At 56.5% G+C, this 11,927-nt stretch carries 14 protein-coding genes and 1 pseudogene; 9 read left to right on the plus strand and 6 right to left on the minus strand.

Annotated elements, in window-relative coordinates; all coding sequences use genetic code 11:
• On the plus strand, positions 1–540 hold a 540-nt coding region (locus tag HMPREF1147_RS08815), incomplete at its 5' end, for an IS256 family transposase (protein ID WP_037351362.1).
• Here the strand turns inward: HMPREF1147_RS08815 and HMPREF1147_RS08820 are convergent.
• Positions 537–1,325, minus strand: coding sequence for an Rpn family recombination-promoting nuclease/putative transposase (locus HMPREF1147_RS08820; protein ID WP_009658574.1), 789 nt, complete (start codon positions 1,323–1,325; stop codon positions 537–539). The genes HMPREF1147_RS08815 and HMPREF1147_RS08820 overlap by 4 nt on opposite strands.
• Positions 1,326–1,482: 157 nt before the next feature.
• Here HMPREF1147_RS08820 and HMPREF1147_RS08825 point away from each other — a divergent pair, with 157 nt between their 5' ends.
• The 3 genes from HMPREF1147_RS08825 to holA are packed head-to-tail and all read left to right on the plus strand — an operon-like array spanning position 1,483 to position 3,655.
• Positions 1,483–1,971, plus strand: coding sequence for an acetyltransferase (locus HMPREF1147_RS08825; RefSeq protein WP_009658577.1), 489 nt, complete (start codon positions 1,483–1,485; stop codon positions 1,969–1,971).
• Positions 1,972–1,982: 11 nt separating this feature from the next.
• Positions 1,983–2,606 (plus strand): MBL fold metallo-hydrolase, encoded by a 624-nt coding sequence (locus tag HMPREF1147_RS08830; RefSeq protein WP_009439515.1) that lies wholly within the window; start codon positions 1,983–1,985, stop codon positions 2,604–2,606.
• Positions 2,603–3,655 (plus strand): DNA polymerase III subunit delta, encoded by a 1,053-nt coding sequence (holA, locus tag HMPREF1147_RS08835; protein WP_009658578.1) that lies wholly within the window; start codon positions 2,603–2,605, stop codon positions 3,653–3,655. Before HMPREF1147_RS08830 ends, holA begins: the two co-directional genes overlap by 4 nt.
• Positions 3,656–3,876: 221 nt before the next feature.
• Here holA and pflA read toward each other — a convergent pair whose 3' ends face one another.
• From pflA to relB, 4 genes and pseudogenes are all read right to left on the minus strand, one after another.
• Entirely contained in the window at positions 3,877–4,635 is a 759-nt protein-coding gene (pflA, locus tag HMPREF1147_RS08840; protein ID WP_009658573.1) for a pyruvate formate-lyase-activating protein, read from the minus strand.
• Positions 4,622–6,874 carry a formate C-acetyltransferase gene (pflB, locus tag HMPREF1147_RS08845; protein ID WP_009658580.1) on the minus strand — a complete coding sequence of 751 codons (2,253 nt, stop codon included), beginning with the start codon at positions 6,872–6,874 and terminating at the stop codon, positions 4,622–4,624. Before pflB ends, pflA begins: the two co-directional genes overlap by 14 nt.
• Positions 6,875–7,068: 194 nt before the next feature.
• Positions 7,069–7,335: pseudogene (locus tag HMPREF1147_RS11700) on the minus strand (type II toxin-antitoxin system RelE/ParE family toxin).
• Positions 7,332–7,556: a type II toxin-antitoxin system RelB family antitoxin gene (relB, locus tag HMPREF1147_RS08850; protein WP_009658581.1), complete on the minus strand. Its 225-nt coding sequence runs from the start codon at positions 7,554–7,556 to the stop codon at positions 7,332–7,334. The pseudogene HMPREF1147_RS11700 and the gene relB overlap by 4 nt, the downstream one beginning before the upstream one ends.
• A 135-nt stretch (positions 7,557–7,691) precedes the next feature.
• Between relB and HMPREF1147_RS08855 the strand changes: the two genes are divergently transcribed.
• The 5 genes from HMPREF1147_RS08855 (at position 7,692) to HMPREF1147_RS08875 (ending at position 10,538) form a co-directional block, all read left to right on the plus strand.
• Entirely contained in the window at positions 7,692–8,246 is a 555-nt protein-coding gene (locus tag HMPREF1147_RS08855; RefSeq protein ID WP_037351363.1) for a flavodoxin family protein, read from the plus strand.
• A 25-nt stretch (positions 8,247–8,271) separates the two neighbouring features.
• Positions 8,272–8,643, plus strand: coding sequence for a nitrous oxide-stimulated promoter family protein (locus HMPREF1147_RS08860; RefSeq protein WP_009658579.1), 372 nt, complete (start codon positions 8,272–8,274; stop codon positions 8,641–8,643).
• Positions 8,636–9,580: an asparaginase gene (locus HMPREF1147_RS08865; RefSeq protein ID WP_009658576.1), complete on the plus strand. Its 945-nt coding sequence runs from the start codon at positions 8,636–8,638 to the stop codon at positions 9,578–9,580. Before HMPREF1147_RS08860 ends, HMPREF1147_RS08865 begins: the two co-directional genes overlap by 8 nt.
• 159 nt (positions 9,581–9,739) lie before the next feature.
• Positions 9,740–10,147, plus strand: coding sequence for a tRNA (N6-threonylcarbamoyladenosine(37)-N6)-methyltransferase TrmO (gene tsaA / locus HMPREF1147_RS08870; protein ID WP_009658571.1), 408 nt, complete (start codon positions 9,740–9,742; stop codon positions 10,145–10,147).
• A gap of 19 nt (positions 10,148–10,166) precedes the next feature.
• Complete coding sequence (locus HMPREF1147_RS08875; protein WP_009658570.1) at positions 10,167–10,538, plus strand: PTS glucitol/sorbitol transporter subunit IIA; 372 nt, start codon at positions 10,167–10,169, stop codon at positions 10,536–10,538.
• 296 nt (positions 10,539–10,834) lie between these two features.
• On the opposite strand, the gene HMPREF1147_RS08880 is transcribed toward HMPREF1147_RS08875, so the two are convergent.
• The gene (locus HMPREF1147_RS08880) at positions 10,835–11,833 is read right to left on the minus strand and encodes an IS5 family transposase (protein ID WP_009658575.1); all 999 of its coding nucleotides are present in this window, start codon (positions 11,831–11,833) and stop codon (positions 10,835–10,837) included.
• Positions 11,834–11,927 lie beyond the last annotated feature (94 nt).

Consider the following 11,927-nt stretch of genomic DNA (forward strand, 5'->3'; position numbering starts at 1 on the left):
GGGGTTCAAGATGTTCTTATCCTTTGCTCTGACGGGCTTAGCGGGCTCAAGGAAGCGGTAGAGGCGGCCTTTCCGGAAACGGAGCATCAGCGCTGCATCGTACACATGGTACGCAATACCCTGAAATATGTGGCGCATAAGGACATGAAATTCTTTGCCAAGGATCTTCGCAGCATATACACGGCTCCTGATGAAAAGACCGCCCTCAAAAGACTAGAAGAGGCAGATAAAAAATGGAGTTCCCATTATCCAGCGGCCATGCGGAGATGGTATGATCATTGGGACGTCATAACACCGATATTCAAGTTCTCTATGGGTGTTCGCACCGCATTTTATACCACGAATATCATAGAGAGTCTTAATGCATCATACCGCAGATTAAATCGACAACGGAGCGTATTTCCTAGTGCACAAGCGTTATTAAAGGTTCTTTATTTGACGACGTTTGAAGCCACTAAGAAATGGACGATGCCGATAAAGAACTGGGGTAAAATCCGAGGCGAACTGGCGATTATGTATCCGAACAGATTGCCTGATTAACACTTGCACACATCATAGAAGATCCGATTTACAGACTTTTCTTCACAGACTCCCCGATCTTGTTGCGCACCTTCCTTTATGCCCTCCTTGCGGCCTTCTTTACGTCCCGCCATACGCCCTTCGGACATACCGGCCTTCCACTCGTCTCTCATCTTCATAGCAAATGTCATATACTCCACCCTCTCTCCTTCTTCCGTTTTCACTTTTCGAATCTCATCTTCAATTTCCTGTACGAGCGCGTCGCCGCTCAGTACGCCGTCCACATACGAGAGAAATACCTTGAGTGCGTCACTGACGTCGCCCGCTGTGCCCCTTGTGTTGAGAAAAATCTTCTGCGCGCCGTCCCGCAGCAAAAGAGACGTATCTTCTCTGCAGAGATTTTCAAATGTGTAGATGCACTGATCTTTACCAAAGGGATCAAAGGGACAGATAAAGATGATGATCGTTTGGTTGAGTTCATCATAATCTGCACCAGCAGCGAGAAGATCCGCATCGATCATCGACTGGTAGTAACGCGTCCTCTTGGCAAGACCGTCGCCCTCGGGCTGGCGAACCTGCATCTCGATGTTGTAGACCGTATGCGCGTCGTCCCGCACATAGACATCCAGACGGACACCTTTGCTCCGGTAACTCGGCTTCATCGGCTTTTCCGCTTCGAGGTAGTGGATGTCGCTGATCTCGACGTGCAGAATGCGCTCGAGCACCTTCCTGCAGATGCGTTTGCGGCTCATAATCAGCTTGAACATATAGTCGTCGCAAATGGTCAGTTCTTCCCACGACTTCATTCGATAGGAGCTCATAGCATCCCCCGGCTTTCTTCAACCCTGCGTTCTTTTTCTCTATAAAAATTATAAGCTGTCCAATGACTTTGGTCAATACTTCTTCTTCCCAAATCGTGCATCCTCGTGTAAAATAGAAAACAAAAAGGCGGGGGAGACGTATATGACGATACGGCGGGCAGCGGATCGGGACACCCGGGACATTCTGCGCATCTATGAGGCGGCACGCGCCTTTATGCGCGCGGCGGGCAATACAGTGCAGTGGACGGACGGCTATCCGTCTGGGGAGATCGTACAGGCGGATATGGCGCGCGGCGTGCTCTATGTATGCGAAAATGCGGATGCGCGTATCCATGCCGCCTTCGCACTGATCCCGGGCGAGGATCCCATCTATGCATATATCGAGGGCGGCGCGTGGCGGGACGGTTCTCCCTATGCGACGATTCACCGCGCGGCGAGCGACGGTACGGAGCGCGGCGTCTTTCGCGACATCCTCACGTTCGCCCGCGAGAGATACGACCATCTGCGCGCGGACACACACGAGGATAACCTACCGATGCAGCGCTGTCTTGAGGGCAGCGGATTTATCCTCTGCGGCACGATCTATGTGCGTGACCGGTCGCCGCGCCTTGCCTACGAATGGACGAAATAAAGGAGACTACGATGATCGAGTGCATCACCGTCGGCGATATGATCGAGACCAACTCGTTCTTTTACATCGACGACGAGACGAAACACGGATTTTTGATTGATGCGGGCGCGGAGGGCGATCGGCTCGCTGCCTATGCCGAGGCGAAGGGCTGGACGATTGAAAAACTGCTCTTAACGCACTGTCATTTTGATCACATCGGCGGCGTGGAGGCATTCCGGCGGCACATCCTTTGCCCTGTCTATGCTGCCGAAGACAGTGCGCGCTATGCGGGCGATCCGCGGTGGAACCTCTCCATATGGGGCGGCGCGCCCGTGACGCTCTCGGACGTGAAGACGTTCGCCGACCGGGAGATCATCACGCTCGCGGCGAATCCCACGATGACGCTCGAGGTGCGCTACTCACCCGGACATACGACGGATTCCTGCATCTTTTACAGCGCGCGGGACGGCGCTGCGTTCGTGGGGGATACTATCTTCTATGCGAGCGTTGGCCGCACGGACTTCCCGGGCGGCGATACGCGCACGCTCTGGGAGAGCATCGCGTCGCAGGTCTTTACACTGCCGCCCGATACGGTACTCTACTCGGGGCATACAGAGGAGACAACCGTGCGCGCGGAGATGGCGCGCTACCGATGAACTACGCGGATTTTATGGCGTCGCTCGCCCGCGGCGAGCTGCCCCACATCTTCCTGCTTGCGGGCGAGGAGCCGTACTATATCGCGCGCGCGGAGGAGGCGATCCTGCGCCGGCTGCTTCCTGATGAAAGCGAACGTGCCGATGCACTGGTCCGCTATGAGGAAATGCCGTCGATGTCCGCGCTCGCCGAGTCGCTCGAGACAATTCCGTTCTTTACCGAAAAAAACGTTGTGCTCGTTCACGGTGCATCGCTCTTTGGCGGCGGGAAGAAAAAGGAGGCGGCGGAGGAGTCCGATGCTCCTGCGCAGAAGGATACGAATGCGGACGCACTGTGCGAACTCCTCGCGGATCTTCCACTGAGCACTTACGCTGTCTTTACACTGCACGCAAAGCCTGACAAGCGGAAGAAAATTTACAAGGCGGTCGAAAAATCGGGGCGCATCCTTGAGAGCGAGGCGCTGCGCCCGTGGACGATCGAGCCGTGGCTGAATGCGCGCCTGCGAGAGATGGGGCGAGCAATGCACCCGCGGGCGCGCGCGTTCTTCCTCAATATCACCGGCATGATGCAGACCATCTCGCTCGAGTTCCTCGATCGTCAGCTTGAAAAGCTCATGCTCTACACGGACGAGAAAACATTTACAGAGGACGACCTGCGCGCCGCATTCTCCGAGATGCCGGAGGTCTCCGTCTTTGCCCTCATGGACGCGGTGAATGCGCGGGACTGCGCGCGCGCCCTTACACTCCTCGCCCGCTGCATGGCGGATGGCGTCCACTTCACGGTTCTCCTCGCACTCCTTACGCGCAATACGCGCCAACTGTGGCAGGCAAAACGCCTCCTCGCGCGGGGAACGCCGCTGCGGGGGCTGGGCGCCGCCATGAAGCTGAATCCTTTCATCGGGGAGAAACTTGGGCGCAGCGCGCAGGGCTTTCGTGAATCGACGCTCGAGAGTGTAATGCTCGTCCTCGCCGATGCGGACTATCTGATGAAGACGGGGCAGGCGGGGGAAGAGCTGCTGGAGGATGCGGTCATCCGGCTATGTAAGTCGTGACGCGGGAGCCTGGCGCCCGGCATCGCTATTTCCTTGAATGCTGCAGTCGACGCAGCTCTTAACTGCGACTCCTTTGCGTTCTCCTCATGCCTTGCTATGCATCCAAGCTGCCGCATCACTTAGTTTTATGCTTGCTCTGCTTACGCCTTCCAAATAGCACTGTCGCTGCATGTAAAAAGAGAGTGTTGACGCAGAAATATCGTATCGTCAACACTCTCTTTTTATTGTTTCATATAGCCCGTATAGTCCGCGACACGCAGGATCTCCTCCGCATGCGCGATTGTCGCCGCATCCGGCGGCTCCACGCCGTCGAGGCGATACGGGATGCGCAGCTCCTCGTATTTATGTACCGCCATCGCGTGATAGGGGAGCACCTCGACGCGTTCGACAGTCGCGAGACTGCGGATGAACTCGGACAGCCGCCGGAGATCCCCCTCGTCCGTCGTATAGCCCGGCACGAGGACATGGCGGATCCACATCCGCTTGCCGTGCTTAGAGAGGAACAGCGCGAGCGCGAGCGCGCTCAGATTGTCCGTGCCTGTGAGCTGCTTGTGACGCGTGGGATCGATGTGCTTGAGGTCGAGGAGAAAGAGGTCGGTCAGCGGCAGGAGCTTTTCGAACTTCGTAAAGAACGGCTCCGCCTCTGTGAACGGCTCGCCCGCCGTGTCGACGGCGGTGTTCACGCCCTTTGCCTTCGCGAGGCGAAAGAGCTCCGTTACAAAGTCGAGCTGGAGCAGCGGCTCTCCGCCGCTGACGGTGATGCCGCCCGTATTCTTCCAATAGGGGCGGTAGCGCAGCGCCTGCCGAAAGATTTCCTCCGGCGTCGCCTCGTAGCCGCCCTCCGTCTCCCATGTCTCCGGGTTGTGGCAGTATTGACAGCGGTAGCGGCAGCCCTGCACAAAGACGATGAAGCGGATGCCGGGACCGTCAACCGAGCCGAAACTCTCCGTTGCGTTGATCCGCCCCTTACAGCCGGTCATGGAACGTACGGGAGATGACGTCCAGCTGCTGTTCGCGCGTCAGGCTGATGAACTTGACGGCGTAGCCCGAAACGCGGATGGTGAAGTTCGCGTACGCGGGATTGTCCGGATGCTCCATGATGTCCTCGAGGATTTCTCGTCCAAAGACGTTGACGTTGAGGTGATGCGCCCCCTGGTCGAAATAGCCGTCCATCGAGCTGACGAGGTTCGTCACGCGCTCGTCCTCGCTGTGCCCGAGCGCGGAGGGGTTCATGCTCTGCGTGTTGGAAATGCCGTCGAGCGCCCAGTGATACGGGAGCTTCGCGACGGAGTTGAGCGACGCGAGCAGACCGCAGCACTCTGCGCCGTAGCTCGGGTTCGCGCCCGGTGCGAGCGGCGTCCAAGCCTTGCGCCCGTCCGGCATCGCGCCCGTGTATTTCCCGTAAACCACGTTCGACGTGATCGTGAGGATGGAGGTCGTCGCTTCGGAGTTGCGGTAGGTGTGGCGCGACTTGATCTTCGCGAGGAAGGTCTTCAGCACCCATTTTGCAATCTCGTCCGCACGGTCGTCATCGTTGCCGTAGCGCGGGAAATCGCCCGTCGTCTCATAGTCTACGACAACACCGTCGCCGTTATAAATGGGTTTCACCTTCGCGTATTTAATCGCCGAGAGTGAATCGACGACGTGCGAGAAGCCCGCAATGCCCGTTGCAAACGTGCGGCGGACGTCCGTATCGATGAGCGCCATCTCCGCCGCCTCGTAGTAGTAGCGGTCGTGCATGTACTGGATGGCGTTCAGCGCGTTGACATAGACGTGGGCGAGCCAGTCCATCATGCGCTCGTACTTCTTAATGACATTGTCGTACTCAAGGTACTCCGTACGGATCGGACGGTACGCGGGCCCTACCTGCACGCCGCTCTTCTCGTCCACGCCGCCGTTGATGGCGTAGAGGAGACATTTTGCGAGGTTCGCGCGCGCGCCGAAGAACTGCATCTCCTTGCCCGTCTGTGTCGCCGAGACGCAGCAGCAAATCGAGTAATCGTCGCCCCACTCCGGCTTCATCACGTCGTCGTTCTCGTACTGGATCGAGCTCGTGCGGATGGAGATGCGCGCCGCGTAGCGTTTGAACGTCTCGGGCAGTTTCGACGAGTAGAGCACAGTGAGGTTTGGCTCGGGGGAGGGACCCATATTTTCGAGCGTGTGGAGGAAGCGGAAGTCGTTCTTCGTCACCATGTGGCGTCCGTCCATACCGATGCCCGCCATCTCAAGCGTCGCCCAGATCGGGTCGCCAGAGAACAGCTCGTTGTAGGAGGTGATGCGCGCGAATTTCACCATGCGGAATTTCAACACGATGTGGTCGATGAGCTCCTGTGCCTCCGACTCGGTGAGGGTGCCGTTTTCGAGGTCGCGGTGGATGTAGATGTCGAGGAACGTCGAGATGCGCCCGACGCTCATCGCCGCGCCGTTCTGCGTCTTGATCGCCGCGAGATAGCCGAAGTAGAGCCACTGCACCGCCTCGTGGGCATTCCGCGCGGGCTGCGAGATGTCGTAGCCGTAAATCTGCGCCATCTCTTTCATGCCCTTGAGCGCCTTGATTTGCTCGGACAGCTCTTCGCGCTGTTGGATGACGTCGTTCGTCATCACACCGTCGCCATAGTTGAGGAGTTCTTCCTTCTTAAACGCGATGAGTGTGTCGATGCCGTAGAGCGCGACGCGGCGGTAGTCGCCGACGATGCGCCCGCGCCCGTAGGTATCCGGCAGTCCCGTGATGATGTGACTGCGGCGCGCCGCGCGAATCTCGTCCGTGTATGCGTCAAAGACCGCCTCGTTGTGCGTCTTATGATATTTCGTAAAGATTTCGTGGAGCTTCGGGCTGACCTTGTAGCCGTAGTTCTCGAGTGCTTCCTCCGCCATGCGGATGCCGCCGTACGGCATGAACGCCTGTTTGAGAGGCTTATCCGTCTGGAGACCGACGACCTTTTCGAGATCCTTCAGCGCGGGATCGATGTAGCCGGGGCCGTATGCCGTCAGCCCCGAGACGACCTCCGTCTCCATGTCGAGGACGCCGCCCTTCGCGCGTTCCTCTTTTTGAAGCTCCTGTACACGTCCCCACAGGCGGTTGGTCGCATCCGTCGGCGGTGAGAGGAAGCGCTCGTCACCGTCATACTGCGTGTAGTTGCGCTGGATGAAGTCACGCACGTTGACTTCTTCCTGCCAGACGCCCCCTTCAAAACCGTCCCAACTCTTGCTTTGCAGCATAGTAAACCTCCTTCGTTCAATAAAGATCCCCATATTGATAATAAAACTCAATAAAATGACTATCTCAATAATACTTGAATCGAGTTCACTTTTCAATAGTTCAAAATAAAATAATTAAAATGAGAATGCGGGGATAAAAAAAGACTGTAGCACATCGGTGTATCCCGTTGCGTAGCAATCTTAATAAAGCGTTGTCATGTGTAAACATTTTTTCTGTGACCGACATTCACTGCCAAAACGACCAGCTCATTATCCTTGATAAGACAGATCAAACGATAGTCGCTGATTCGATAGCGCCACTCTCCCTTTCGGTTTGCCGTGAGCGCCTTACCGTGTGCACGGTGATCTTCACAATCGATGAGATTCTTCTCGATTCATGATTTGATCATACGCTTCGTATAGCGATCCAGTTTTTCGAGTTCTTTCAGCGCACGCGCCGAGTATATGAATTGGTATTTCATTCGTCCCCCAAAAGCGCGTTCCAAACTTCCTCATGCGAATAGGTCTTTGGATTTACAAGATAATCCCGATACGCCGCATCCGCGACGGCGGCATCATATTCGTCCTCGATCAGCTCGAAGAAATTCCGTTTCATCGCCTCTTCCACGGATGTCCCGTGCACCTTTGCATAGCTCTCGGCGAGACGTTCCTCCTCACCGGTGAGTTCAATAACGACAGCCATTTTTGTCGCCTCCTTTTTCTCTGATTTTACAATGCCGCAGGCAAAATTTCAACCGCTGTGTGATGATTGCGCTTGCATGGGCGGGGGAAATGTGCTGTAATAGTATGAACATCATTAGTAAAGGAGCACACAGATATGAGGAAATGGGCTGTGATCTATTCGTCCGTCACGGGCAATACAAAGGCGGTCGCCGCCGCGATGGCGGAGGAGACGGGCGCCGATCTCTTCCGCGTGCAGGATGCCCCGGCCGATCTCTCTGCGTACGAGGCGGTAGCGCTCGGCTACTGGCTGCGGCGCGGCGGACCCGACGATCTCATGAAGGCGTATCTCCCGCGCGTCGAAAATGCGCGCGTCGCCCTCTTTCAGACGCACGGCGCGGATGTAGGCTCCGAGCACGCCGTCACCTCCTTTGCGCGCGCGGGATATCTCCTCGGCGCGGGCTGTGAAATCCTCGGCACATTCTCCGCACAGGGCAAACTCGCCCCCGCCCTCATCGAAAAACGCAAGCGCGGCGCAAAGGACGACTCGCACAACAGTCCCGAGGCGCAGGAGCGCTGGGTACGCGCAGCGAACCATCCTGATGCCGACGATCTTGCCGCGGCGCGCACATTTGTGCAGAAAATGGAGCACAAAATGGATCTCCTCGAGAAATTCCGCCGCGCACAGGAAGCGCGCAAGGCAAAGTCCTAACGAACCCACAGGAAAGATCACGCCGATGAACACTGAAGAAAAACGCGTCCACGAAGCCCGCATCATGGAGCAGATGATCGCCATCTATTGCCGCGGCAAGGGGCATGCGGGGCGGACATCTGCGGCGTACGGAATCACAGCGCTCTGCTCCGACTGCCGCCGGCTGCTTGACTATGCGCTGAGCCGTGTCGAAGGGTGTCCGCGCATGGATATCAAGTCCTTTTGCTCCGTCTGCCCCGTGCACTGCTACAGCAAGGACATGCGCGCACAGGTGCGCGACGTCATGCGCTACAGCGGCCCGCGGATGCTCCTGCACCACCCGCTCACAACGCTCCGGCACATGTGGATCGACTTTACCGCGCGCCGGCGGGAAAAGAAAGGACTGCCCCATGCCTAAAATTCTCCTCATCACAACGGGCGGCACCATCGCGTCACGCTGCGGAGAACACGGATTGCGCCCCGTCCTCATGGGGGAAGAACTGCGCACAGCGATGGGCGCGGAGTGGGATGAGATCGAAATACGTGACTATCTCTCCCTCGACTCTTGCAATATCATACCCGCGTATTGGGAGGAGTTTGCACGCGAGATCGACGATCTGCGTACCGACTACGACGGATTCATCGTCACCCACGGTACGGATACGATGGCGTATACCTCCGCCGCCCTTTACTATATGCTCGAGAACCTTGATCGTCCCGTCGTCCTCACGGGATCGCAGCGTCCGCTCGGCGTATCCGGCTCCGATGCGGAGGACAATCTTCGTTTGGCGCATCGCGTCGCCCTGTCAGGCCGCCCCGGCGTCGTGCTCGCCTTTGGCGGGCGCGTCATCCGCGGCAATGCTGCAAAGAAGCTCTACACCGTCCGTGATGATGCCTTCCGCAGCATCGGCGCGCCGGATATTTCCATTGATGGGGATACGGCAGATGTACAGGCCGCTCCTGCAGCGCCGTTTCACCTGCGCGATGTACTCGATGAACGTGTCGCCGTTATCAAACTCTACCCCGGTATTCCTCCGGATATTGTGCACGTATACGTCAATGCGGGGTACCGCGGACTCATCATCGAGGGATTCGGCAGCGGCGGTGTGCCGCTCATCAACGAGCAAAGTCTGCTCCCCGCACTCGTCTACGCCCACGACTGCGGCCGCACCGTTGTGCTGACAACGCAGTGCGTCTACGACGGCGCGGATATCACGCGCTATGAGGTGGGCGTCCGCGCAGCTGAGCTCGGTGTGCTTTCGGGCGGCACGCTCCCCGTTGAGGCGCTGTACCCGCTCCTCATGCTGCGTCTCACAGAGACGCCCGAGGGGGAGCGGGTAAAGAGTTTAACGTAGATTCTATGCTGCATTTCCGATCGAGAACGCACGCCCGGCGCCGGAGCTCGTGTAGGAATCGTCTGATGTGCGTCTCGCAGGGGGACGGCGCTGCCGTCTCGGCATCAAGGTATGCGCGCACAACATAAGCAGGATTTGATATTGTGGAAAGGAGAACGTATGGAGCTGCAAGAAATCGGAATCGTTCACAACGACTACAAAGAACTCAAAGACATCCCGCGCCAAGGCTGTTTCGGCGATACCGTCTCCGAGATCGAGATTCATCCCGCATTCGCAGACGGGCTCTTTCGCATCGAAAAACACACGCATCTCATCGTCCTCTATTGGGCGCATCTGGCGAAACGCGACATCCTAAAGACACTGCCGCCCGCAGCGCGCGAGATCCACGGCGTATTTGCAACGCGTTCCCCAGGACGCCCCAATCCGCTCTCCCTCTGTATCGTGGAGCTTGTCGCATGTGACGGGGACATCCTCCGCGTCCGGCACCTCGATGCCCTCGACGGCAGCAGCGTGATCGATATCAAACCCTATACAAAAGAGGATGCGATAATGCTTCCTTCAATGTAGAGCATCACAGGAAAGGATCGTGATCATCGTGAAATACAGCGTCACATTCACCGCCATTGGAGACTTCGCTCTGCAGCTCCTCCGGACACGCGGCAGCCTCATCATCTTTGACAAGGGCGTCCCGCTTGCCTATGAGAACATGGTACTCACGCATACCAAGGGCAACCTCACGGCGGACGTTGTGCCCGGCGACACCATCCTCATCGCGGAGCGCGAATACAGCGTTGCGCGTCTCGGCTCCGATGCGAATAAAAATATCCGGGAGCACGGACACGTCACACTGCGCTTCGCAGAAAACGATGACGGTGAAGAACTCCAACCGGGCGACATCCTCCTCGTGGGCGAACGGTTTCCGCGCATCATGGTCGGCGACCTCCTCGAGATCCTATAGCGTAATCCCAACAACATCACAGCAACGAGATCCCCTGTACGTATTCTTCGTGCAGGGATTTTTTTTGTTTGGCATACGGCTCTCATTGTGAAAATCTTATGCTTAATTATTTATAAGTCTAATACTTATACATACTTAAGGAATCACTGATAAATAGTGGATAATCACAGCCAGCTGATCCGCAGACACAAATTTCACAAATTGCAATACAAAAGAGCGTGCAATACTGCTCTCATTGCCCCTTTTTCTTCCCCGAACCTCCCGTTTGAACGGGAGGTTCGAGAAAAAGGGCACACTTATCCCGTTGTCATGCAGAACGCCCTCTGCCTTCCTGCCCTCAAACACATGACGAGGTTCGCCGATGCAAAGAGTAGATCGTATTGCAGAAGGTTCTTCCTGAGTCCGCGATACCTTGTCTTACCCGCATGAAACAGACGCTTCACAATGAGAAAAGGATGCTCCACCTTGCTGCGAACCGAGGCTTTCGCATGCTCGATCTGCCTGTCCCAATTCGTCCCTTTGTATTCTTTCGTCATGCGCTTCTGCGAGGGGCTTTGGGCAATGCGGTAGTCCACGTCTGAAAGCTCGGACCTCTCTCGGATTTCCGTGCGTTTTTCCACACCGAGATACCCCGAATCCCCATAGACCGTATGATCATCTTCGCGGATCAGCGCATGGGTTTGGGTAATGTCGTGCACGTTGGCGGCGGTCGCTGTGATCGTATGGACGTATCCTGTTCCGGCATCCGCACCGGAATGGATCTTCATGCCGAAGTACCACTGATTCCCCTTCTTCGTGGAGTGCATCTCAGGGTCACGGGACTTTGTCGCGTTCTTGGTCGAACTCGGTGCATGAATGATGGTTGCATCAACAATCGTGCCGCCGTGCATGATGAGTCCAGACGCGTCTAGGCGTTGTTTCACATCATCGAAAATCTTGCGGGCGATGTCGTGCTTTTCCAGCAGATGCCGAAAATGCAGAAGTGTCGTGGCATCGGGTGTCTGTTCTGTGGAAAAGTCAATCCGCAGAAACTGTTTCATGGCATAGCTGTCGTAAATTGCATCCTCGATTCCCTCATCGGAAAGACCGAACCAGTTCTGCATAAGGTACATACGCAGCATGGTTTCTAGGGGGATCAGTTTTCTGCCGCGCTCTTTCTGGACATAGTACGGCGCGATGAGTGCCATCCATTCGTTCCAAGGAATGATGGATTCCATGGCTTCCAGAAAGGCTTCACGGCGTGTTGTTCTCTTGCGGTTTGCGTACTCCATGTCGGTAAAGGTTTGCTGCACCATGATGTTGCCTCTCTCTCGTCGTGTTGCTGTTTTCCTCTATTGTAATATTTCGGAGCTCAATCGTGCAACAAAAGAATTTTTCAGTGTTTCCCTA

It is taken from the genome of Selenomonas sp. FOBRC9 (assembly GCF_000287655.1).
Classification (GTDB): Bacteria; Bacillota; Negativicutes; order Selenomonadales; family Selenomonadaceae; genus Centipeda; species Centipeda artemidis.